The sequence below is a fragment of the Aliihoeflea sp. PC F10.4 genome (genome assembly GCF_054612275.1).
Map to the genome: position 1 here is coordinate 3,354,734 of NZ_JBTSWH010000001.1, position 21,341 is coordinate 3,376,074.

Consider the following 21,341-nt stretch of genomic DNA (forward strand, 5'->3'; position numbering starts at 1 on the left):
ACGTCCGTGGGGAGACGTTCGAAGCACATGCAGACTGGATGAGAAATGACAGCGCGACGGTTGAGCCCGAATCCGGCAGAAACGATGCCATCACGGCAACCGCTTGATTGCATGTAGGAGCGCCGACGGTTATGCGGCGCCGATCCCTCCAACACAGTCAGTCATGGCAGCCCTCGCTGCTCCTCGGCGGTCGCGTTCCCATGGCGGCGTTGCTTCAAACGCTGGCGGTTGCAGAATATCTGAGCTTTCGCCATGCCGCAAACGCTCTTGGTGTCAGCCAATCCAGCGTCAGCGCGCGCGTAAAGGCACTGGAAGAAGACCTCGGCATTCTTCTGTTCGAGCGCCATGCACGCGGCGTCCGACTGACGGATGCGGGCCGCTACTTCGTCGACCGGGTGGCGGCTGGCGTCGACCAGCTCGACTATGCCGTCAGGACCGCTGGCATGGTGGCGCGCGGGGAGCAGGGCAGCTTGCGGCTCGGCATCCATGCTCTGATCCCCGGCAGCTTCCTCGCCAATCTACTTGAACGATACCGTCAGCAGCATCCTGGGATCGAGGTCGAGATCGCGGAAGGGACCGCCCGTGATACCCTCATGCAGCTTCGCGCCAACCGGCTGGACGTGACATTCGTGGCAGGCTCGCCCGAGTTTCCCGATTGCCATTCGCGGCCAATATGGAACGAGCGGCTTCTGGCCGTGCTACCGTCGAGCCATCCGCTTGCGGATCGAGTGGGCGTGACCTGGGCCGATCTGGCAGACGAGACCTTCATCGTCCGACATGGCGGCACCGGACCCCAAGCGTATGACCATATCGTCCTGCGCTTGGCCGGCGGCTGCCCAAACCTCGCGATCATGCGGTTCGACGTGGAGCGCGGCACGCTGCTGTCGATGGTCGCGCAGAGCTATGGAGTAACGGTCGTCGGCGAGGCGACATCGCTGATCCAAGCGCCAGGAGTGACATTCCTGCCGATCCTCGACGAACCGGAACCGTTTGCGTTCTCCGCAGTCTGGTCCCCACACAATCGCAGTCTCCTTCTCAGGAATCTTCTCGGCCTCGCGGCTGAGATGGGACGATCACAGCGGGCGGCCTGAGTCGCTATCTCGTCCAGCGAGACGACGCACCGGCCTCCACACAACCCGTCCTATTTACCGCCGACAGTATCCGGCAGCCCTCCCGTATCACCTTTCCTGTTGCCTGTTCTGAAATTGCCCACTCTCTGATCGGCTCCGTCCTTTTTGCCGATTGGAGCCCGTGTGCGCGGAGGCCGAATCCTTTGGGGTCAGATTGCTGTCGTCTTCACCATCGTTCTGGTGACGACCTGGGCGGCGACGCAATGGACGGCCTTCCGCCTCGGCTTCCAGCCCCAGCTTGGTAATCCGTGGTTCGAGCTGGCCGGCTGGCCGGTCTATTATCCGCCGGCCTTCTTCTGGTGGTGGTTCTCCTTCGACGCCTATGCGCCCACGATCTTCGTCGAGGGCGCTTTCGTTGCTGCGTCCGGCGGCCTCATCGCCATCGCCGCCGCCATCCTCATGTCGATCATCCGGGCGCGGGAGGCGCGCGGCGTTGCGACCTACGGCTCGGCGCGATGGGCCGAGGATCGGGAAATCCGCTCGGCCGGATTGCTCGGCCCGGATGGCGTGGTGCTTGGCCGATACGTCCGCGACTATCTGCGCCATGACGGTCCCGAGCATGTCCTATGCTTCGCCCCGACCCGCAGCGGCAAAGGCGTCGGACTGGTGGTGCCGACGCTGCTGACATGGCCGGGAAGTTGCATCGTCCACGACATTAAGGGCGAGAACTGGACGCTGACGGCCGGCTTCCGCGCGAAGCACGGCCGCGTCCTGCTGTTCGATCCGACCAACGCCAAATCCTCGGCCTACAACCCGCTGCTGGAGGTGCGTCAGGGCGAATGGGAAGTCCGCGATGTGCAAAACATCGCGGATATTCTGGTCGATCCCGAAGGCAGCCTCGACAAGCGCAATCATTGGGAGAAGACCAGCCACAGCCTGCTTGTCGGCGCGATCCTGCATGTCCTCTATGCGGAACCGGACAAGACGCTGGCAGGCGTCGCCAACTTCCTGTCCGATCCTCGCCGCCCCGTCGAGGCGACCCTGCGCGCGATGATGGACACGCCGCATCTTGGCGAGGCTGGCGTTCATCCCGTCATCGCGTCGTCGGCGCGGGAACTGCTCAACAAGAGCGAGAACGAACGGTCGGGCGTGCTTTCCACGGCCATGTCGTTCCTCGGCTTGTATCGCGATCCGGTTGTGGCGCGGGTGACGGCGCGCTGCGACTGGCGCATTGCCGATCTGGTCGGCAGCCGGGAGCCGGCCAGCCTCTATCTCGTTGTGCCGCCGTCCGACATCAACCGCACCAAGCCGTTGATCCGCCTCATCCTCAACCAGATCGGCCGCAGGCTGACCGAGGAATTGCATACGTCCGGCAAGCGCCATCGCTTGCTGCTGATGCTGGACGAGTTTCCGGCGCTCGGCAGATTGGATTTTTTCGAGTCCGCCTTGGCCTTCATGGCGGGTTACGGCCTCAAAGGCTTCCTGATCGCGCAGAGTCTCAACCAGATCGAGCGCGCCTATGGGCCGAACAACGCGATCCTCGACAACTGCCATGTGCGCGTCAGCTTTGCCACCAACGACGAGCGCACCGCCAAAAGAGTGAGCGATGCGCTCGGCACCGCGACCGAGCTGCGCGATTCCACCAACTATGCCGGCCATCGCCTCGCGCCGTGGCTGGGGCATTTGATGGTTTCCCGGCAGGAAACCGCGCGTCCGCTCATGACGCCGGGCGAAATCATGCAGCTTCCGCCGACCGACGAAATCGTCATGGTCGCGGGCACGCCGCCGATCCGCGCCACCAAGGCCCGCTACTACGAGGACGCGCGGTTTCAGGAGCGCATCCTGCCACCGCCCGATCTGGTCGCCGCTCCGCTGGCGCCCAGCCCATCGTCCGATGACTGGTCCGGCCGCGTGGTCGCAGCGGAAAGCGGTTCCGCGATGGACGCCGGAGACGAGGCCGGGGGCGATCCGGCCAATGCTGGAATCCGCCGCGAACCGGAATTGCCCGAGCATGAGGAAATTGTCGCCCCGGCACCATCGCCCGAACAGGAGTTCGAGTTTCTGGACGACGAGCCAGACGTTGACGCGGCCAAGGCCCGCGCCATGCGCCAGCGCATGAGGATGGTGGCGCGGCAGGTGGCATTGAATCCCGATGACGGAATCGACCTTTGAGGACACTCCTATGGCAACCAGAACCCGCCTGAATCTCTATTTCGACCCCGCGCTTATGCCGCAGATCGAGTCGCTGGCGCTGCGCCGCAAAGTCTCGAAATCCGCCATCGTGGAGGCGGCCGTCATGTCCTATCTGTCAGGCGATTCCGCCGACCAGCTTGAAGCAGCCATGTCGCGGCGCTTGGACAAGCTCGGCCGCCAGATCGACACGCTCGACATGGACCTTGCCGTTCTTGGCGAGACGGTCGCGCAGTTCATCCATTTCTGGATGACCCTCACGCCGCCGCTTTCGGGGACCGCGCAATCCGCTGCCCGCGCGAAAGGTGCGGAGCGGTTCGAGGGATTCATGCAGAATCTCGGCCGGAGGCTGGCGACAGGCGACAGGTTCCTCAAAGAGCTGTCGCGTGACCTCGACTCACTCCGTGACGATCCGTTGCCGGATGAGTCAAAGACCAACGGCGATCAAGAGTAAGTATTCGGACCCATCCTATTTGCCGCCGTTCGCCGCCGATCACCGCACGCAGCTAGATACTTGTTGAACCAGCCGGATTTCGGCCTCTCTTAATCGACCCCGATCCGGGGATCGCCTGTCGCGCCCCGCCACAAGCCGGGGCCGACATGACCACCAACCACCAAAAACCGGAAGCCATTGCGCGCGGCGCGCGCATGTTGCGCACCGCGCTCGGCCCCGCCATTGCCCGGCTGCTCGAAGACCCGGCCGTGGTTGAGGTGATGCTCAACCCGGACGGGCGGTTGTGGATCGACCGCCTGTCCGAAGGACTGTCCGACACGGGCGAGCGGCTGTCCGCCGCCGATGGCGAACGCATCGTGCGGTTGGTCGCGCATCATGTCGGCGCGGAGGTTCATGCCCGCAGCCCGCGCGTCTCGGCCGAGCTGCCGGAGTCGGGCGAAAGATTCGAGGGCCTGCTGCCGCCCGTGGTCGCCGCCCCGACCTTCGCCATCCGCAAACCCGCCGTCGCCGTATTCAGCCTCGACGACTATGTGGCGGCCGGCATCATGTCCGCCGATCAGGCCGCGATCCTACGCGCGGCCGTTTCCTCCCGCGCCAACATCCTCGTGGCGGGCGGCACCAGCACCGGCAAGACCACGCTGACCAACGCGCTGCTCGCCGAGGTGGCGAAGACTTCGGATCGCGTGGTCATCATCGAGGACACGCGCGAGCTGCAATGCGCCGCGCCCAACCTTGTCGCCATGCGGACGAAAGACGGCGTGGCGACTCTTTCCGATCTGGTCCGTTCCTCGCTGCGCCTGCGCCCGGATCGCATCCCCATCGGCGAGGTGCGCGGATCGGAAGCCCTCGACCTTCTGAAAGCATGGGGCACCGGCCATCCGGGCGGGATCGGAACCATTCACGCCGGCACCGGCATCGGTGCGCTCCGTCGCCTTGAACAGCTCATTCAAGAGGCTGTCGTCACCGTCCCACGCGCGCTGATCGCCGAGACCATCGACCTTGTTGCCGTCCTTTCCGGGCGCGGTTCCGCGCGCCGGCTGGCCGAACTCGCCCGCGTCGAAGGGCTGGGGCCGGACGGCGACTACCGCATCACGCATCCCATCCCTTTGGCAATCCCCACCAGCACAGGAGAATCTTCATGATCCGCACATTCTCGCGCGGCTATCGCACCATGGCGACCGCCGCATTCACCCTTGCCATCAGCCTCATGCTCGCTCCGGCCGCCCACGCGTCCGGTTCGTCGATGCCATGGGAAGCGCCGCTCCAAAGCATCCTCCAATCCATCGAGGGGCCGGTCGCCAAGATCATCGCCGTCATCATCATCATCGTCACCGGCCTGACACTGGCCTTCGGCGATACAGGTGGCGGCTTCCGCAAGCTGATCCAGATTGTTTTCGGCCTGTCCATCGCTTTCGCGGCGTCGAGCTTCTTCCTGTCGTTCTTCTCGTTCGGCGGCGGGGCGCTCGTTTGATGGCGGGCGGCCTTGAACAGCTCGACGCGGTGCCGGGCTTTACCGTTCCGGTCCATCGGGCGCTGACCGAGCATATCCTGCTCGGCGGCGCTCCCCGCGCCATCGCCATCATGAACGGCACGCTGGCCGGGGCCGTGGGCCTCGGCCTGCGCCTCTGGCTGGTCGGCCTCGCCATATGGGCCATCGGCCATTTCGCGGCTGTGTGGGCGGCGAAGCGCGATCCCCAATTCGTCGAGGTCGGGCGCAGGCATCTGCGCATCCCGGCTTTTCTGTCGGTGTGAGGGCGCGGCCATGATGAACCTTTCCGAATACCGCCGCACCGCCGCCCGGCTCGCCGACTATCTGCCATGGGCCGCGCTGGTCGGCTCCGGCGTCGTGCTCAACAAGGACGGGAGTTTTCAGAGGACCGCGAAGTTTCGCGGTCCCGATCTGGATTCCGCCGTCGCGGCCGAGCTGGTCGCCGTCGCCGGGCGCATCAACAATGCCGTCCGCCGTCTAGGATCGGGCTGGAGCATTTTTGTCGAGGCGCAGCGCAGCGAGGCCGCGACCTATCCCGACAGCACGTTTCCCGATCCGGCATCCGCGCTGGTCGATGCCGAGCGCAAAGCCGGTTTCGAGGAAGCGGGCACGCATTTCGTGTCCGGCTATTTCCTGACCTTTCTCTATCTGCCCCCGGCCGAGGAAGCCGCCCGCGCAGAAACATGGCTCTACGAGGGCCGGGAGAAAGCGGGCGTGGACCCGTGGGAGCTGCTGCGCGGTTTCATCGACCGCACCGACCGCGTGCTGGCTTTGCTCGACGGCTTCATGCCCGAATGCCGTTGGTTGGATGACGGCGAGACGCTGACCTATCTCCACTCCACCATCTCGACGAACCGCCATCGCCTGCGCGTGCCCGAGGTGCCCATGCACCTCGACACGCTGCTTGCCGACCAACCGTTGACCGGCGGGCTGGAGCCGCGCCTTGGCGGCGCGCATCTGCGCGTCCTGACCATCGTGGGATTCCCCACCGCGACGACGCCCGGCCTGCTCGACGAAATGAACCGGCTGCCGTTCCCCTACAGGTGGAGCACCCGCGCGATCCTGCTCGACAAGACCGATGCGACCCGGCTGCTGACCCGCATCCGTCGCCAGTGGTTCGCCAAGCGCAAGTCCGTCGCCGCGATCTTGAAAGAGGTGATGACCAACGAGGCGTCCGCGCTCGTGGACACCGACGCCGCGAACAAGGCGCTCGACGCCGACATGGCGTTGCAGGAACTCGGCGCGGACGTGGCGGGCATGGCCTACGTCACGGCGACCGTCACCGTTTGGGACGCCGATCCCCGCATTGCCGACGAGAAGCTGCGCCTGGTCGAGAAGATCGTTCAGGGCCGCGACTTCACCGCCATGGCCGAGACCGTCAACGCGGTCGATGCCTGGCTCGGCTCGCTGCCCGGACACGCCTACGCGAATGTCCGCCAACCGCCCATCAGCACTTTGAATCTCGCCCACATGATCCCGCTATCGGCGGTGTGGGCGGGGCCGGAACGGGACGAGCATTTCGGTGCGCCCCCTTTGCTCTTCGGAAAGACCGAAGGCTCAACCCCGTTCCGGTTTTCCCTCCATGTCGGCGACGTGGGGCATACTCTAGTCGTCGGCCCGACCGGCGCGGGCAAGAGCGTCCTGCTGGCGCTCATGGCGCTCCAGTTCCGCCGCTATGAGGCTAGTCAAGTCTTCGCCTTCGACTTCGGCGGCAGCATCCGCGCTGCGTCGCTCGCCATGGGCGGCGACTGGCACGACCTCGGCGGTGGACTGACAGAAGGGGCTGAGGCGTCCGTTTCGCTCCAGCCGCTCGCCCGCATCCACGACACCTATGAACGGGCATGGGCCGGCGATTGGATCGCCGCCATCCTCATGCGCGAGGGCGTTGCCATCACGCCGGAGGTAAAGGAGCATCTTTGGACGGCGCTGACTTCGCTTGCGTCCGCGCCGGTCGAAGAACGCACCATCACCGGCCTTGCCGTGCTGCTCCAGTCGAACGACTTGAAGCAGGCATTGCGCCCGTTCTGCGTCGGCGGTGCCTATGGCCGGCTGCTCGACGCCGAAGCCGAACATCTCGGCTCGGCCGATGTGCAGGCGTTCGAGATCGAGGGCCTTGTCGGGACCGGCGCGGCCCCGGCCGTGCTCGCCTATCTGTTCCATCGTATCGGCGACCGGCTCGACGGCAGGCCGACCCTGCTCATCATCGACGAGGGCTGGCTCGCGCTGGACGACGAAGGCTTCGCCGGCCAGCTTCGCGAATGGCTGAAAACGCTGCGCAAGAAAAACGCCAGCGTCATCTTTGCCACGCAAAGCCTGTCCGACATCGACGGCAGCAACATCGCGCCTGCGATCATCGAAAGCTGCCCAACGCGGCTTTTGCTGCCGAATGAACGGGCCATCGAACCGCAGATCACGGCAATTTATCGCCGCTTTGGCCTCAATGACCGCCAGATCGAAATCCTCGCACGGGCCACGCCCAAGCGCGACTATTACTGCCAGTCGCGGCGCGGCAATCGCCTGTTCGAGCTGGGCCTGTCTGAAGTCGGCCTCGCGCTCTGCGCCGCATCCGCCAAATCCGACCAGACGCTCATTGCGCAGATCGTCACTGAGGCCGGCCGCGACGGCTTCCTCGCCGCATGGCTACGGGCGCGCGGCGTCGATTGGGCGGCCGACCTGATCCCGAACCTCACCAATCTTGCCGACCGACCGGAAGCCGCCGCGCCGGCCCGGCTCGATACCCACCCCACACAGGAGATTCTTCCATGACCTATCCCAAAATCGTCGGGGCCTCGGCCCTCGCGCTGGCGCTTGCCGTGCCGGTCGCGCTTTCCCCAATGGCGGCGGCACCGGCCCATGCCCAGCTTTTCGGCCGGATCGTCTACGACCCGTCCAACTACGCGCAAAACGTCCTGACGGCCGCGCGCACGCTGGAGCAGATCAACAACCAGATCACCAGCCTCCAGAATGAAGCGCAGATGCTCATCAATCAGGCCCGTAACCTTGCGAGCCTGCCGCATTCCTCGCTCCAGCAGCTCCAGCAGAACGTCCAGCGCACGCAGCAGCTTTTGGGACAGGCGCAGAATATTGCCTTCGAGGTCGGGCAGATCGACCAAGCGTTCCAGCAGCAATATGGCAACGTCTCGCTTTCGGCGACCGAAGCCCAGCTTGTCGCCGATGCGCGTGGCCGCTGGGAAAACACGGTCGGCGGCTTGCAGGACGCGATGCGCGTGCAGGCAGGCGCGGTCGGCAATATCGACACCAACCGCGCCGAGATGGCCGCGCTTGTCGGCCAGAGTCAGGGCGCGACCGGGGCATTGCAGGCGACGCAGGCTGGCAATCAACTATTGGCGCTCCAGTCGCAGCAGCTCTCCGACCTGATCGCCGTCATCTCCGCCAATGGCCGGGCGAACGCTTTGTCGGAGGCCGAACGCGCGACGGCCGCCGAGCAGGGTCGCATCCAGCGCGAGCGCTTCCTGACGCCGGGCAGCGGTTATCAGCCGGGCAACGCACAGATGTTCAACAACGGCAACAACTGACCGGGAGGCTCGCCATGGACGGCAAGATGCTGGCCCGGCTCGGGGCCGTGGTGTTCATCGCCATCGCCGTCACGGCGACCGCAATCGACATGGCGCGGAAGGACGAACCTTCCGCGCCACCCCCAGCGCCGGCCCTCCAGCCGCCGGCCGATCCCCTGCGCGAAACCCTGCGCCGTTGCCAGCAACTCGGCGAGGCGGCGGCGAGTGACGCCGACTGCCTCGCCGCTTGGGCTGAATCCCGTGACCGTTTCCTCGGCCGTGACCGCAGCGAGGCGCGCTGACCATGGGCAACACGGGCGTCATCGACTCGTTTCTAGGGGTTTTCACCTCCTACATCGACAGCGGGTTTGGCCTGCTCGGCGGCGAGGTGGCGTTCATCGCCACCACCCTGATCGTTATCGACGTGACGCTCGCCGCGCTGTTTTGGGCATGGGGCGCGGATGACGACATTATCGCGCGGCTGGTGAAAAAGACGCTGTTCGTCGGGGTCTTCGCCTACATCATCTCCAACTGGAACAACCTCGCGCGCATCGTCTTCGAGAGCTTCGCCGGCCTCGGCTTGATGGCGTCCGGCACCGGCTTTTCCGTCGAAGACCTGATGCGTCCCGGCCGCGTGGCACAGACTGGCCTCGACGCGGGACGGCCGCTCCTCGACTCCATTTCCGACCTCATGGGCTGGATCGCGTTCTTCGAGAACTTCATCCAGATCGCGTGCCTGCTGTTTGCCTGGGCGCTGGTGGTGCTGGCCTTCTTCATCCTCGCCATCCAGCTTTTCGTGACGCTGATCGAGTTCAAGCTGACGACGCTCGCCGGTTTCGTGCTGATTCCCTTCGGGCTGTTCGGCAAGACTGCCTTCATGGCCGAGCGCGTGCTTGGCAACGTGGTGTCGTCCGGCATCAAGGTTCTGGTGCTCGCCGTCATCATCGGCATCGGCTCGACCCTGTTCTCACAGTTCACGGCCGGGTTCGGCGGTCAGACTCCGACCATCGACGACGCCATGGCGATTGTGCTCGCCGCGCTGTCGCTGCTCGGCCTCGGCATCTTCGGCCCCGGAATCGCCAACGGCATCGTTTCGGGCGGCCCGCAGCTTGGCGCGGGCGCGGCCGTGGGAACCGGCCTTGCGGTCGGCGGCGCAGCCGTCGCCGCTGGCGGCGCAACCATGCTCGCCGCGAAGGGCGGTGCCGCTGCCCTGTCCGGCGGGGCCGCGGCCGTCCGCGGAGGTGCCACCACCGCGGGCGCGGCGACCGCAGCCTATAGCGTCGGCTCGCTCGGTCAGTCTGGGGCGGCAGGCGTTGCTTCGGGCCTCGGCGGCGTTGCACGCGCCGCAGGATCGGCCGCCATCTCACCCCTGAAACGTGCCGCCGCGCGTGCCAGCGAATCCGTCAAATCCAGCTTCACCGATGGCGCGCGCGCAGGCTTTGCCGCTGGCGGCGGCACATCGTCGATGGGCACGGTCGGCGGCGCGAGCGCCGCCCCGGCCGCAGCAGCATCCGGGTCGGCCGGCAGCCCTCCCGCGTGGGCACAGCAGATGCGGCGCTCGCAGGCAATGAACCACGGCACGACCATGGCCGCCCATGCGGTGCGCTCCGGCGACAGCCACGGCTCCGGCTCTTCCGTCAATCTTTCTGAAAGTGACCGCTCATGAGCATCTTCAAACGACCATCGACACACTACGGCAAATCACCCGAACCCGAGACGCCCTATCAAAAGGCCGCGCAGGCATGGGACGAGCGCATCGGCTCGGCCCGCGTGCAGGCTCGCAACTGGCGGCTCATGGCCTTCGGCTCCTTGATTCTTTCCGCAGGCTTCGCCTCGGCGCTGGTCTGGCAGTCGGCACGAGGGACCGTGGTGCCGTGGGTTGTTCAGGTCGATAATCTCGGACAGGCGCAGACCGTCGCGCCTGCGAACGCCGATTATCGGCCGACTGACCCGCAGATCGCTTTCCATCTCGGTCGCTTCATCGAGCAGGTCCGCGCGATCCCGGCCGACGCGATCATTGTCCGCCAGAACTGGCTACGGGCCTACGAATGGACCACGGATCGCGGCGCGGCGGCATTGAACGATTACGCGAGGGCGAACGATCCCTTCACGCGCGTCGGTCGCCAGCAGGTCGCCGTCGAAGTGTCGAGCGTCATCCGGGCCTCGCCCAACAGCTTCCGCGTTGCGTGGACCGAACGCCATTTCGAGAACGGCCAGCTCGCCACGACCGAACGCTGGACCGCGATCCTGACCATCGTGATCCAGCCACCGCGCAATGCCGAGCGCCTGCGCGCCAATCCGCTCGGAATCTACGTCAACGCAATTTCATGGTCGCGGGAGATGAGCCAGTGAGGACGATCACCTGCACCCCGGCCATTGCCGCCATGCTGCTTTCGGCCACCATGCTTGCGGGCTGCGCCACCAATCGCGCCCAGCAATGGACCTATGACGATACCGTGCCGCCGCTGCCGACCGTGCAGGCGGCCGTCACCAACGACACGCCCCGGCCGCTGCATGTCCCGCCGGCATGGACCGTGGCGCGGGGCGGCGAGGCTGCCGGCACGCCGACCGGCCGTGTCGAGAACGCCAACGCCGCCGCCCGCGTCGAGCCGCGCCGCGAAGGCTATTACAATGCGATCCAGATTTATCCGTGGAGCGAAGGCGCGCTCTATCAGGTCTATGCCGCAGTCGGGCAGATCACGACCATTGCGCTGGAGCCGGGCGAAAGCCTGACTGGCGCGGGGCCGATCGCGGCAGGCGACACCGCCCGATGGATCATCGGCGACACCGAGAGCGGCAGCGGTGCGAACCGCCGCGTCCATATCCTCGTGAAGCCGACACGCACGGACATTTCCACCAACCTTGTCGTCACCACCGACCGGCGCACCTACATGATCGAGTTGCGCGCGCGGGAATCGCTCTACATGCCGGCCGTGGCATGGGCCTATCCCACACCGCCAGCAGGCCAGCGCCAGACCGTCCCGGCCGCGCCGATTATCCCGGCCGAGGCCGCGCGGAACTATCGCTATGGCTTGCAGGTGCAGGGCGACAGCCCGCCATGGCGGCCGGTTTCCGTGTTCGACGATGGACGGCGCGTCTATGTCGTCTTCCCGGCCGGGATCGTGCAGGGCGAAATGCCACCGATTTTCGTGCTCGGCACGAATGGCGAACCGCAGATCGTCAATTCCCGCATCCACCAGAACGTCCTGATCGTGGACCGCCTGTTCGGCGCGGCCGAGCTGCGCCTTGGCAGCGGCAACCGCCAGCAGGTCGTCAGGATCGTCCGCACCAACCCGACGCAGGCCGCAGCAGAGCCAGCCAGCACGACCACGGGAGGATCGTCCTCATGAGCGATACCGATACCGCCGCCCCCATGCGCCTGCGCGCTGAATCGCCCCGCGTCACCCGCCTGTCCCGCAAGATGCTGGCAGGCGTCGGCGCTGTCGCGTTGCTCGGCATCGGCGGGGCGTTGATCTACGCCCTCCAGACCCGCGATGCCGGACCGGGAGGCGAAGAACTCTATTCGACCGAGAACCGCCCCACGGCGGACGGGCTGTCCGGCCTGCCGCGTGACTACACCGGCCCGGTGCTCGGCCCCGCGCTGCCCGGCGACCTCGGCCGTCCGATCCTCGACGCGCAGAACCGGGGCCAGCCTGTCGCGCCGCCGGCCATCGCAACGCCCGCCGTCGATCCGGAGGAAGAACGCCGCCGCGCCGAGGAAGAAGCAGCGCGCTTGAGCAACGTGTTCTTCCAGTCCGGCCCGCGCACGGGAGCGCCGGCAGGAACGGCCATGCCCGGCCTTGCCGGTCTGGGCCTTGGCGGGCAGCCCGCGACGCAGGACCGGCACGCAACTTTCCTCAATGGACCCGTGGACCGGCAGACGGTTTCGCCGGATCGCGTCGCGCCGCCGGCCTCGCCCTACACCCTTCAGGCCGGGGCCGTGATCCCGGCTGCATTGATAACCGGCATTCGTTCCGACCTTCCGGGCCAGATCACCGCGCAGGTGACCGAGAACGTCTATGACAGCCCGACCGGCTCGCTGCTCCTGATCCCGCAGGGAACGCGCATCATCGGCCAATATGATGATGGCGTGACCTTCGGCCAGCGCCGCGTGTTGCTGGTGTGGAACCGCCTGATCCTGCCGGGCGGCCGTTCCATCGTTCTGGAGCGCCTGCCGGGCGCGGATGCCAGCGGCTATGCCGGCCTTGAGGATGGCGTCGATTATCATTGGTGGGATCTGATGAAGGCGGCCGGGCTGTCCACGCTGCTCGCGGTTGGCACGGAGCTGGCGACCAGCGACGAGGACCGGCTTATCCGCGCCATCCGCGACGGGGCGCAGGATACCATCAATCAGGCGGGCCAGCAGATCGTGCAGCGTCAGTTGCAGGTCGCGCCGACATTGACGATCCGGCCCGGCTTCCCGGTCAGGATCATCATCACCCGCGACCTTGTGATCGAGCCGGCAGGAGGTTGACCATGGCAAAGCTGAAACTCGGCCCGCTGCCCGACGACAAGCCCGTGAAAGTGACGGTGGAGCTGCCCGCGCCGCTTCACCGCGATCTGATCGCCTATGCCGAGGTGCTGGCCCGCGAGAGCAGCCAGCCCGCCGCCGATCCCGTCAGGCTGATCGTGCCGATGCTTGAGCGGTTCATCGCCACGGATCGCGGTTTCGCCAAGGCACGGCGAACCGCAAGCTAGAATCACCTTAGCGGCGGGGGTGCCGCCAGCGCATCAACGCAAATGCGGCACGCTACAGGCCGCCGATCCCCCTCCATGGTTCGCTTAATTCCGGGGCCTTGAACGCCCCGGAATCCACCAGAACCAAGGAGGATTCCATGTGCGCAGAGCGCCGCCGCACCCGCAAAGGGCGACCGCGACAGTCGATCCCCGAACCCCTTCCCGACGATCTTTTCGATTACGCCGACGATCCCAAGCCGGACGGCCGGGCGCGAGCCGCCGACGCGCCGCTTCTCGGCCCGGACGGACAGAGGATGCGCGTCACCGACGATTGGCCGGAGGACATTCCCGTCACCGAGGCCGAGATCGACGTGTTCGAGCGTTGGTTCGGCGACGTGTTCGACGAACTCTTGAACCCGAGAAAGCCGGAGAACAGCTTGCATTTCCTATCTCAAACTGATAGGAAAAAGACGTGAGCGCGGATCGTGATCCGGGCCTCGACACGCTTCTGGACCTCGACGGACAGATGCTTTTTGTCGATCCCGAGGGCGGCCATTGGGTGAAGTTCGTTGTCACCCGCGTTCCGGCGTCGCCGGAAAAGCCGCACGGCCTTGATTACTCGCTCACGCTTCACGGGCCTTCGGGCGAACGGCTGGTCGGCTTCGACAATGCCCATCCAGTCGGCCGAGGCAGGCGCGGCGAGCCGATGGACCATCGGCACCGCTTACAGACCGTGAAGCCATACGCCTACGAGGATGCGGCCACGCTGCTGGCCGACTTCTGGCAGGCGGTGGACGCGGTGTTGAAGGAACGAGGTGCCCTATGACCACATTGAAAGTCGGGATCGCCGACTACGAAGACATGAAGGCCCGCACCATGCGGATCGCGCGCGGTGAGGAAAAGCCCGCGCCCGGCGATCCGAAGGTATGGTTCACTTCGACCGAATCCTTCGCCAAGGTGCTGTCGGCCGGCAACCGCGAGCTGCTGCGCATCATCGCCGAGAAGGCCCCGGCCTCGCTGGAGGAACTGGCGGAAATCACCGGCCGGGCCGGTTCCAATCTGTCACGCACCCTGAAAACCATGGAGAGCTACGGCCTCGTGCGGCTTGAGCCGGGGCATGGGCGCAAGCTCGCGCCCAAGGTGGTGCATGACCGGGTGGAGCTGGCGTTGCCCCTGATCGACCGCCCCAAGGCGAAGAAGGCTATGGGAGACCGGCTATGAACATGCACAGCCCAACCGTTACCGCCCGCGCCGCCCTCTACCTGCGCGTCTCGACCGCCCGGCAGGCCGAGCATGACATTTCCATTCCTGACCAGAAGCGGCAGGGCGAAGCCTATTGTGAGGCGCGGGGCCTGCAACTGGTGGAGACGTTCATCGAAGCAGGCGCAACCGCCACCAACGACAAGCGCCCCGAGTTTCAGCGCATGATCGAAGCGGGCACGTCCAAGCCTGCGCCCTTCGATATTGTCGTGGTGCATAGCTTCTCGCGCTTCTTCCGCGATCACTTCGAGATGGAGTTCTACGTTCGCAAGCTGGCGAAGAACGGCGTCAAGCTCGTGTCCATCACGCAGGAGATGGGCGACGATCCCATGCACCAGATGATGCGGCAGATCATGGCCCTGTTCGACGAATATCAGTCGAAGGAGAACGCCAAGCACGTCCTGCGCGCCATGAACGAGAACGCCCGGCAAGGCTTCTGGAACGGCGCAAGGCCGCCCATCGGCTATCGCATCGTCGCGGCCGAGCAGCGGGGATCGAAGATCAAGAAGAAGCTGGAGATCGACCCGCTGCACGCCGACACCGTGCGGCTGATCTATCGGCTATTCCTTGAAGGCGATGGCACGTCCGGCGCGATGGGCGTCAAGGCCATCGCCACCTATCTCAACGAGCGCCGCTTTTTCACCCGCGACGGCGGACGGTGGGGGCTGGCGCAAATCCACGCCATCCTAACCCGCACCACCTATATCGGCGAACACAGGTTCAACACCCGCTCGCACAAGGACCGGGAAAAGAAGCCCGAGAGCGAAGTCGCCATCATGGCGGTGCCGCCCTTAATCGAGCGCGAGATTTACGACGCGGTGCAAGCCCGCCTCAAATCCCGCAATCCCATGGTGACGCCTGCGCGTGTCTCCAGCGGCCCGACGCTCCTGACCGGCATTTGCTTCTGCGCCAAATGCGGAGGCGCGATGACGCTTCGCACCGGCCAAGGCAGCACGGGCGCGACATACCGCTACTACACCTGCTCGACCAAGGCCCGGCAGGGCAAGACCGGCTGCAAAGGTCGCACGATCCCCATGGACAAGCTGGACCATACGGTCGCCGATTATATCGGGGATCGCCTGCTCCTGCCCAAGCGGCTGGAAACCGTCCTTGCCAGCGTCATCGACCGCCGACAGGAGCGCACCGAGCGCCGCCGCGAGCATCTTGCCGAGCTTCAAAGGCGAATCACGGAAGCCGACCAGCGGCTCGGCCGTCTCTTTGACGCCATCGAAGCCGGCATGGTCGATAAGGACGACGCCATGGCGAAAGAGCGTATGGTGAGCCTCAAGGCATTGCGGGATCAAGCCGCCGCTGACGCCGAGCGCACGCAGCTCGCGCTCGACAGTTCAGGCAATCAGGGCGTCACCCCCGATATGCTCAAGGGGTTTGCCCGCAAAGCCCGTGAACGGATCAGACTCGACGATGGCGGCTACCGCCGCGACCATCTGCGCGCGCTGGCGCAGCGTGTCGAGGTTGCCGACGACGAGGTTCGCATCATGGGATCGAAGTCGGAATTGCTGCGAACGCTGGTCGCCGCTTCAAGCGTAGAAACGGCGGCGTTCGGCGTTCATAGTTCTGTTCTGAAATGGCGCACCCGACAGGATTCGAACCTGTGACCTACGGCTTCGGAGGCCGTCACTCTATCCAGCTGAGCTACGGGTGCATCGGTATTCAGATAGGGCTCGTGACCGAACAGGGTCAATCGCGAATCCATCAATCGGACGAGCGGAAACGGGGTGGGCCAGAGGCTCCGCCGATTGTCGTCGTTCGTACTCTACAGCCTCCTTCAGTTTGCTTCCGCGGTGCTTCCGTGAGCACAGAGGAGGTTTTCATGCTTCCGTCGAGTTTCACCAATCGCTTGATCTTACTCGACTTTTTCGACCACCACCCGTTTTCTGCTTGACTTAGCGTTGCCTTCGGAGGGCGACACTCTATCCAGCTGAGCTACGGGTGCATCCGTGTAAAGCGCTTGCGCTGACCGATAGCCTCATACCCGAAGCACGATGGCGCATCAACATGTGATTGGGCCGGATGCGCGAAGGCGAAGTTAAGCGTCTCTAATTCTATGGGAAATGCTTCGCCGAGGAGGGTTGTCCGTGGTGAAGAACCGCTCAGTTGAAAGCGGACAACATCGGGCGGCGCGGCTGCGGCGCGTTCGGTGCGCTACTCCCGACCATCGGCATATATTGCTCGATCAACTGCGCCATGTGCGCATTACGCGCTTTTGCCGTTTCGCCGCCCATCACCACCGCAACCATCTGCCGTCCGCCGCGATCGACCGAGGTGGCGAGATTGAATCCCGATGCACGGATATAGCCGGTCTTCAGGCCATCGACGCCCGCGACGCTTTCGAGCAGATCGTTATGCCCGCGGATCGTGCGGCCCGCATAGGTGAACTCGCGGTTGCCGAAATAATGATAGTGATGCGGGAAGCGTTTCTTCAGCGCGATCGAAAGCAGCGCCATGTCGCGCGCGGTCGTCTGCTGGCCCGCATTGGGGAGGCCTGAAGCGTTGCGGAAGGTGGTGGACGACATGCCCATCTGGCGCGCTCGCTGCGTCATCAGCGCCGCGAAATTATCCTCCGTGCCACCCAGATGCTCGGCGACCGCGACGGCCACGTCGTTCGCAGAGCGGATGACGAGCGCCCGGATTGCCGAATCGACATCGATCGAGCCGCCTCGGTCGAAACCGATCTTGGTCGGCACCTGCGCGCGCGCGTTTTCCGAGACGGGGATCATCGACGCCTTGGTGATGCGGCCCTGATCCAGCGTCTCGAACAGCATGAAGACCGTCATCATCTTGGTCAGCGATGCCGGATAGCGCAGCGAATCGGAATGGGCCGAATAAAGCGTCTGGCCCGAACTTACGTCGACGACGATGGCGGCGTATTTTTCGGACGGGATTGGGGGCGGCGGATCGGGCAGAACCGATGCTGCCGTGCAGGCGGACAGGAACAGGCACAAAGCCGCCAGCACCGCCGCTGCCGGCGAAACCGCCTTTCGCCTCATCATGTCCATTCGTCCCGCTCCCGCAAAGCCATGTCCCAAACGCAATTTGTGCCCGAGACATGGTTAAGCGGCAATGAACAGGCCCGCCGCGAAACAAAATGTGAGCGGCAGGCGGACGGCTTACTTGTCGGTGCCACCCCAGATTGCTTCGGCCGTCTTCACGACGAGATCGAGCTTGCGGCGCTGGTCGTCAACGGTGATGGCATTGCCTTCTTCCGTCGAGGCGAAACCGCATTGCGGCGCGATGCCGAGCTGGTCGATATCGGCAAATTTCGAGGCCGCGTCGATCTGGCGCTTCAGGTCGTCGAGCTTTTCAAGCTCGCCCGTCTTTGTGGTGATGAAGCCGGGCATCACGCGCTTTTTGCCTTTCGGCAGAAGGCGCAGAGGCTCCAGTCCGCCGGCACGCTCGGTGTCGTATTCCATGAAATAGATGTCGACGCCGGTCTTGTTGAAGATCGCGTCGGCTGCTGGGTCGTAGGCGCCTTCGGCCGCATGGGTCGAGCGGAAATTGCCACGGCACATATGCATGCCGATGACCATGTCGTCGGGTCGATCCTTGATCGCTTCGTGCATCATCCAGGCATATTGATCGATCAGCCAGTCCGGATCGTCGCCCGCCGCCTTCTTGTCGGCGCGGTGCTTTGGGTCGCACAGATAGGCGAAGAAGATGTCGTCCATCTGGAGATAGCGGCAGCCGGCCTCGTAGAACACCTTGACCGCCTTGGCGTAGGTTTTCGCCAGATCGGCGAACAGAACCTCGACGTCCTTGTATTCGGCCGGATGAATGTCGTCCTTGGCGACACGGAAATGGCAGCAGCTCGGGCCCGGGATGGAAATCTTCGGCGTCGCCTTCGTGTTCGCAGCGACGAACTTGAAGTGCTCGATCATCGGATGGTCGTCGGGGAAATCGAGTTTGCCCGTGATCGTCGGATAGACCGGCGGAATCTTGGTGCCGTGGAACTGGACGCCCTCGTCGCGGCGCTCCAGCTCGAAGCCGGTCAGTTCGCCCATGAAGTCGAAATGCCAGAACTGACGACGGATTTCACCGTCGGTGATGGCCGGAATGCCGGCCTCTTCCTGCAGGCGGATAACGTCGCGGATCGCCTCGTCCTCGACGGCCTTCAGCTCGTCCGCCTCGATGGATTTGTCTTCGAAGAACTTCTTGCGAGCATCCTTGACCGATTGCGGACGAAGCAGGCTGCCGACGTGGTCGGCGCGAAAGGGTGGCGTTGCGGACATCAAATCCTCCTTAAGACATAAAGACATGTGCATGCGCTTACACGGCATCCGATGAAGCCGCAAGCGTCGATGCGTTCAGGCGCGCAAGCCGCCCTGCTCGACGATGAAGTCGACGATTTCGGCAACGCCTTGGCCGCGCGACAGATCGGTGAAGCCGAACGGCCGCGCACCTCGCGAGACTTTGGCGTCAATGTCCATCTGCGCCAGATCGACATTCACGTAGGGCGCGAGATCCGCCTTGTTGACGACGAGAAAGTCCGATCGCGTGATCCCCGGCCCGCCCTTGCGCGGAATGTCGCCGCCCTGACAGACCGATATGACGTAGAGCGTCAAATCGGCGAGATCGGGCGAGAAGGTCGCGGCGAGATTGTCGCCGCCCGATTCGATGAAGATGATATCGAGGCCGGGAATGCGGGCATTGAGCGCATCGATCGCCTGAAGATTGATCGACGCGTCCTCGCGGATCGCCGTGTGCGGGCATCCGCCCGTTTCCACGCCCACGATACGGTCTTCCGACAATGCCTGAAGGCGCACCAGCGCGGTCGCATCCTCCTTCGTGTAGATGTCGTTGGTGACGACCGCGATGGAAAACTCCTCGCGCATCGCCTTGCACAGTTTTTCGGTCAGCGTCGTCTTGCCGGAGCCGACCGGACCGCCGATGCCGACGCGAAGGGGGCCGTTGGGTGAAGTCATGAGCGGAACAGCCTCGTATGCTGGATTTCATGGTTCATGGCGGATATTTCGGCGATAAGCGCTGCGCCGCCGAGTTCGTCGAGCGAAGCATCGCTGGCACGATTAGCCAGCGAAACGATCTTCGCCTCAAGACCATGGATCAGCCGCACGCCTGCCTCCTGTCCGAGAAGCGAGAGCCGAATGCCGCACTGAATCTGGTTGGAGGCGAACCCTTGCGCGAAGGCGGCTATCGTCGCTTCGGGGTCGAGACCGGCCCAGCCGGCAGACGCTCCGAACGCGACCGGATAGGGGCACGGATCGGGCAGCCATCGACCGTCCGTCCACTGCGCGACATATTTTGCGAAAGCCGCGCCCTGCGCCATCGTTTCCAGATGCCGTTCGGCCGAGCCGGCCATCGCCTCGCAAAGTTCGGCCAGTTCGCTCAGGTCATCATTTGCCGTCGCGCGCCGCCAGGCCTCGGCAACGATGAGAGCGTCGTTCCACGCCGTGCCATGGTCGAGCAGCGCGCCGAGCCAATCATGCAATCCATCTGCGTTGCAAACGATGCCGTCGCCGACCGCGTGCTCAAGTCCGTGGCTGTAGCTGAACGCGCCCACCGGGAAGGCCGGCGACAGCCATGCCATCAGGCGAAGCGATGCAGCCGGATCAGCCATGGCCGTGATCGTGCGAATGGGTGTGGTGATGATCGTGCCTGTGCGCCTTTCCCGAATAGGCGCCGCGCACCGGCTCGAAACCCGTTTTCACATGCGCCACCGTCGCGCCAAGCCCCTCCAGCATCGCCTCTATGACGTGGTCGTGCAGGATGAGAATCCGGTCCTCCTCGATCTGCGCGGCGAGATGCCGATTGCCGATATGCCAGGCGAGTTCGACCAGATGCAGCGGATCGCGTGGACGGATTTCGAGAAGATCTTCGTCCGCCGCCCCGATCTCTGCCAGATCGCCCGTATCGAGCAGAAGACAATCGCCAGCGCCGAGCGAGACCGGCTGCGGCAGATCGATAAGCACGCGCGCGCCCGTATCGAGGATCAGGAGCTTGCGGCGCAGATGCCGTTCGTCATGGGCGAGCGACGCGCTGCCGATCGCCGTGCGCCCCTCGCGATCCTTCGCCCTGACGATTTCGCCTGCCCGATACATCATGCCTCTGCGGCTTCCTTTTCCTTCTGCTTCGCACGCGCCAGTGCCGGACGCGCCAGCACGCGGTCGAAATAGGCGTTGACCCGGTCCGACGCGATTTCGAACTTCGCCCCCCTCGCCCATTGCCCGCAATGACCGAGGATCACGTCGGCGGCCGTGAAGCGGTCGCCCATGGCGAATTCATTGTCGCCAAGGCGTTTGTCGAATGTCTCGATCTCGTTCGCGAATTCGGCATTGCACCACGGACCGACCTCGGCGCGCAACTCATCGGCCAGCCGCAGGCGATGCTTCAGCTTGTTCCAAAGCGGAGCCTCCAGTTCGGCCTGCGCGAAGAAGAGCCACGAAGCGATCTCGGCGCGGTCGGCCGGGCCGGTTCCGCCCAGACCTTTTTCGGAATGCTTGTCGGCCAGATAAAAGACGATGGCCGCCGAATCGACCACGGTCAGGTCGCCATCCGCCAGCGCCGGCATCTTGCCGCTCGGATTATACCGTCGCATCGTTTCGGTGTGCATCTTGGCGTTGACGATCTCGTAGGGCTCTTCGAGTTCCTCGAGCATCCATGTGACGCGGGTCAGCCGGGACCCGGGCGCGCCGATAGCCTTGTACATAAGT

24 protein-coding genes and 1 tRNA gene are annotated in these 21,341 nt (G+C 64.8%); 18 read left to right on the forward strand and 7 right to left on the reverse strand.

Annotated features, from left to right (window positions below; translation table 11 throughout):
* Positions 1-200 precede the first annotated feature (200 nt).
* From ACX82Z_RS16850 to ACX82Z_RS16935, 18 genes are all read left to right on the forward strand, one after another.
* Entirely contained in the window at positions 201-1,091 is an 891-nt protein-coding gene (locus tag ACX82Z_RS16850) for a LysR family transcriptional regulator (protein WP_058899646.1), read from the forward strand.
* 162 nt (positions 1,092-1,253) lie between these two features.
* Complete coding sequence (locus tag ACX82Z_RS16855; protein ID WP_459590163.1) at positions 1,254-3,242, forward strand: conjugal transfer protein TraG; 1,989 nt, start codon at positions 1,254-1,256, stop codon at positions 3,240-3,242.
* A 10-nt stretch (positions 3,243-3,252) separates the two neighbouring features.
* On the forward strand, positions 3,253-3,714 hold the full coding sequence (locus ACX82Z_RS16860; RefSeq protein WP_459590089.1) for a ribbon-helix-helix domain-containing protein: 462 nt from the start codon (positions 3,253-3,255) through the stop codon (positions 3,712-3,714).
* 146 nt (positions 3,715-3,860) lie between these two features.
* Positions 3,861-4,856 (forward strand): P-type conjugative transfer ATPase TrbB, encoded by a 996-nt coding sequence (gene trbB / locus ACX82Z_RS16865; RefSeq protein WP_459590088.1) that lies wholly within the window; start codon positions 3,861-3,863, stop codon positions 4,854-4,856.
* A complete protein-coding gene (locus tag ACX82Z_RS16870) occupies positions 4,853-5,185 on the forward strand; it encodes a TrbC/VirB2 family type IV secretion system protein (protein WP_459590087.1) in 333 nt (110 codons plus the stop codon). The genes trbB and ACX82Z_RS16870 overlap by 4 nt, the downstream gene beginning before the upstream one ends.
* Positions 5,185-5,466, forward strand: a complete 282-nt coding sequence (locus ACX82Z_RS16875; RefSeq protein WP_459590086.1) for a VirB3 family type IV secretion system protein — start codon at positions 5,185-5,187, stop codon at positions 5,464-5,466. Before ACX82Z_RS16870 ends, ACX82Z_RS16875 begins: the two co-directional genes overlap by 1 nt.
* Before the next feature lie 10 nt (positions 5,467-5,476).
* Positions 5,477-7,969 (forward strand): conjugal transfer protein TrbE, encoded by a 2,493-nt coding sequence (trbE, locus tag ACX82Z_RS16880; protein ID WP_459590164.1) that lies wholly within the window; start codon positions 5,477-5,479, stop codon positions 7,967-7,969.
* Positions 7,966-8,739: a P-type conjugative transfer protein TrbJ gene (gene trbJ / locus ACX82Z_RS16885; protein WP_459590165.1), complete on the forward strand. Its 774-nt coding sequence runs from the start codon at positions 7,966-7,968 to the stop codon at positions 8,737-8,739. The genes trbE and trbJ overlap by 4 nt, the downstream gene beginning before the upstream one ends.
* A 14-nt stretch (positions 8,740-8,753) precedes the next feature.
* Positions 8,754-9,020: a putative entry exclusion protein TrbK-alt gene (gene trbK-alt, locus ACX82Z_RS16890; RefSeq protein WP_445998680.1), complete on the forward strand. Its 267-nt coding sequence runs from the start codon at positions 8,754-8,756 to the stop codon at positions 9,018-9,020.
* 2 nt (positions 9,021-9,022) lie between these two features.
* Positions 9,023-10,384, forward strand: a complete 1,362-nt coding sequence (trbL, locus tag ACX82Z_RS16895; RefSeq protein ID WP_459590166.1) for a P-type conjugative transfer protein TrbL — start codon at positions 9,023-9,025, stop codon at positions 10,382-10,384.
* Entirely contained in the window at positions 10,381-11,070 is a 690-nt protein-coding gene (gene trbF / locus ACX82Z_RS16900) for a conjugal transfer protein TrbF (protein WP_459590167.1), read from the forward strand. The genes trbL and trbF overlap by 4 nt, the downstream gene beginning before the upstream one ends.
* Positions 11,046-12,068 carry a P-type conjugative transfer protein TrbG gene (trbG, locus tag ACX82Z_RS16905; protein ID WP_459590168.1) on the forward strand — a complete coding sequence of 341 codons (1,023 nt, stop codon included), beginning with the start codon at positions 11,046-11,048 and terminating at the stop codon, positions 12,066-12,068. The genes trbF and trbG overlap by 25 nt, the downstream gene beginning before the upstream one ends.
* A complete protein-coding gene (locus tag ACX82Z_RS16910; protein WP_459590169.1) occupies positions 12,065-13,192 on the forward strand; it encodes a TraB/TrbI/VirB10 family type IV secretion system protein in 1,128 nt (375 codons plus the stop codon). The genes trbG and ACX82Z_RS16910 overlap by 4 nt, the downstream gene beginning before the upstream one ends.
* A 2-nt stretch (positions 13,193-13,194) precedes the next feature.
* A complete protein-coding gene (locus tag ACX82Z_RS16915) occupies positions 13,195-13,416 on the forward strand; it encodes a DUF2274 domain-containing protein (protein WP_459590170.1) in 222 nt (73 codons plus the stop codon).
* A gap of 137 nt (positions 13,417-13,553) precedes the next feature.
* Positions 13,554-13,871 (forward strand): hypothetical protein, encoded by a 318-nt coding sequence (locus tag ACX82Z_RS16920; protein WP_459590171.1) that lies wholly within the window; start codon positions 13,554-13,556, stop codon positions 13,869-13,871.
* Complete coding sequence (locus ACX82Z_RS16925; RefSeq protein ID WP_459590172.1) at positions 13,868-14,221, forward strand: toxin-antitoxin system TumE family protein; 354 nt, start codon at positions 13,868-13,870, stop codon at positions 14,219-14,221. Before ACX82Z_RS16920 ends, ACX82Z_RS16925 begins: the two co-directional genes overlap by 4 nt.
* Positions 14,218-14,616, forward strand: coding sequence for an HVO_A0114 family putative DNA-binding protein (locus ACX82Z_RS16930; RefSeq protein ID WP_459590173.1), 399 nt, complete (start codon positions 14,218-14,220; stop codon positions 14,614-14,616). The genes ACX82Z_RS16925 and ACX82Z_RS16930 overlap by 4 nt, the downstream gene beginning before the upstream one ends.
* Positions 14,613-16,271, forward strand: a complete 1,659-nt coding sequence (locus tag ACX82Z_RS16935) for a recombinase family protein (RefSeq protein WP_459590174.1) — start codon at positions 14,613-14,615, stop codon at positions 16,269-16,271. Before ACX82Z_RS16930 ends, ACX82Z_RS16935 begins: the two co-directional genes overlap by 4 nt.
* Here the strand turns inward: ACX82Z_RS16935 and ACX82Z_RS16940 are convergent.
* The 7 genes from ACX82Z_RS16940 to ACX82Z_RS16970 form a co-directional block, all read right to left on the reverse strand.
* Positions 16,242-16,318: transfer RNA gene (locus tag ACX82Z_RS16940), tRNA-Arg, on the reverse strand. The genes ACX82Z_RS16935 and ACX82Z_RS16940 overlap by 30 nt on opposite strands.
* Before the next feature lie 448 nt (positions 16,319-16,766).
* On the reverse strand, positions 16,767-17,666 hold the full coding sequence (locus ACX82Z_RS16945) for a D-alanyl-D-alanine carboxypeptidase family protein (protein WP_459590175.1): 900 nt from the start codon (positions 17,664-17,666) through the stop codon (positions 16,767-16,769).
* A 117-nt stretch (positions 17,667-17,783) separates the two neighbouring features.
* Positions 17,784-18,902, reverse strand: a complete 1,119-nt coding sequence (locus ACX82Z_RS16950; RefSeq protein ID WP_459590176.1) for a 5-methyltetrahydropteroyltriglutamate--homocysteine S-methyltransferase — start codon at positions 18,900-18,902, stop codon at positions 17,784-17,786.
* A 75-nt stretch (positions 18,903-18,977) separates the two neighbouring features.
* On the reverse strand, positions 18,978-19,595 hold the full coding sequence (gene ureG, locus ACX82Z_RS16955; protein WP_459590177.1) for an urease accessory protein UreG: 618 nt from the start codon (positions 19,593-19,595) through the stop codon (positions 18,978-18,980).
* Positions 19,592-20,248 carry an urease accessory protein UreF gene (locus tag ACX82Z_RS16960; RefSeq protein ID WP_459590178.1) on the reverse strand — a complete coding sequence of 219 codons (657 nt, stop codon included), beginning with the start codon at positions 20,246-20,248 and terminating at the stop codon, positions 19,592-19,594. The genes ureG and ACX82Z_RS16960 overlap by 4 nt, the downstream gene beginning before the upstream one ends.
* Positions 20,241-20,729 (reverse strand): urease accessory protein UreE, encoded by a 489-nt coding sequence (locus ACX82Z_RS16965; protein ID WP_459911844.1) that lies wholly within the window; start codon positions 20,727-20,729, stop codon positions 20,241-20,243. Before ACX82Z_RS16965 ends, ACX82Z_RS16960 begins: the two co-directional genes overlap by 8 nt.
* Positions 20,729-21,337 (reverse strand): glutathione S-transferase family protein, encoded by a 609-nt coding sequence (locus ACX82Z_RS16970; protein WP_459590179.1) that lies wholly within the window; start codon positions 21,335-21,337, stop codon positions 20,729-20,731. The genes ACX82Z_RS16965 and ACX82Z_RS16970 overlap by 1 nt, the downstream gene beginning before the upstream one ends.
* Positions 21,338-21,341: the final 4 nt, after the last annotated feature.

Bases quoted from the DNA above. Each gene is read 5' to 3' on its own strand.
- ACX82Z_RS16850 (WP_058899646.1), top strand. From the start codon at position 201: ATGGCGGCGTTGCTTCAAACGCTGGCGGTTGCAGAATATCTGAGCTTT.
- ACX82Z_RS16860 (WP_459590089.1), top strand. From the start codon at position 3,253: ATGGCAACCAGAACCCGCCTGAATCTCTATTTCGACCCCGCGCTTATG.
- trbB (WP_459590088.1), top strand. From the start codon at position 3,861: ATGACCACCAACCACCAAAAACCGGAAGCCATTGCGCGCGGCGCGCGC.
- ACX82Z_RS16870 (WP_459590087.1), top strand. From the start codon at position 4,853: ATGATCCGCACATTCTCGCGCGGCTATCGCACCATGGCGACCGCCGCA.
- ACX82Z_RS16875 (WP_459590086.1), top strand. From the start codon at position 5,185: ATGGCGGGCGGCCTTGAACAGCTCGACGCGGTGCCGGGCTTTACCGTT.
- trbE (WP_459590164.1), top strand. From the start codon at position 5,477: ATGATGAACCTTTCCGAATACCGCCGCACCGCCGCCCGGCTCGCCGAC.
- trbJ (WP_459590165.1), top strand. From the start codon at position 7,966: ATGACCTATCCCAAAATCGTCGGGGCCTCGGCCCTCGCGCTGGCGCTT.
- trbK-alt (WP_445998680.1), top strand. From the start codon at position 8,754: ATGGACGGCAAGATGCTGGCCCGGCTCGGGGCCGTGGTGTTCATCGCC.
- trbL (WP_459590166.1), top strand. From the start codon at position 9,023: ATGGGCAACACGGGCGTCATCGACTCGTTTCTAGGGGTTTTCACCTCC.
- trbF (WP_459590167.1), top strand. From the start codon at position 10,381: ATGAGCATCTTCAAACGACCATCGACACACTACGGCAAATCACCCGAA.
- trbG (WP_459590168.1), top strand. From the start codon at position 11,046: ATGGTCGCGGGAGATGAGCCAGTGAGGACGATCACCTGCACCCCGGCC.
- ACX82Z_RS16910 (WP_459590169.1), top strand. From the start codon at position 12,065: ATGAGCGATACCGATACCGCCGCCCCCATGCGCCTGCGCGCTGAATCG.
- ACX82Z_RS16915 (WP_459590170.1), top strand. From the start codon at position 13,195: ATGGCAAAGCTGAAACTCGGCCCGCTGCCCGACGACAAGCCCGTGAAA.
- ACX82Z_RS16920 (WP_459590171.1), top strand. From the start codon at position 13,554: ATGTGCGCAGAGCGCCGCCGCACCCGCAAAGGGCGACCGCGACAGTCG.
- ACX82Z_RS16930 (WP_459590173.1), top strand. From the start codon at position 14,218: ATGACCACATTGAAAGTCGGGATCGCCGACTACGAAGACATGAAGGCC.
- ACX82Z_RS16935 (WP_459590174.1), top strand. From the start codon at position 14,613: ATGAACATGCACAGCCCAACCGTTACCGCCCGCGCCGCCCTCTACCTG.
- ACX82Z_RS16945 (WP_459590175.1), bottom strand. From the start codon at position 17,666: ATGATGAGGCGAAAGGCGGTTTCGCCGGCAGCGGCGGTGCTGGCGGCT.
- ACX82Z_RS16950 (WP_459590176.1), bottom strand. From the start codon at position 18,902: ATGTCCGCAACGCCACCCTTTCGCGCCGACCACGTCGGCAGCCTGCTT.
- ureG (WP_459590177.1), bottom strand. From the start codon at position 19,595: ATGACTTCACCCAACGGCCCCCTTCGCGTCGGCATCGGCGGTCCGGTC.
- ACX82Z_RS16960 (WP_459590178.1), bottom strand. From the start codon at position 20,248: ATGGCTGATCCGGCTGCATCGCTTCGCCTGATGGCATGGCTGTCGCCG.
- ACX82Z_RS16965 (WP_459911844.1), bottom strand. From the start codon at position 20,729: ATGTATCGGGCAGGCGAAATCGTCAGGGCGAAGGATCGCGAGGGGCGC.
- ACX82Z_RS16970 (WP_459590179.1), bottom strand. From the start codon at position 21,337: ATGTACAAGGCTATCGGCGCGCCCGGGTCCCGGCTGACCCGCGTCACA.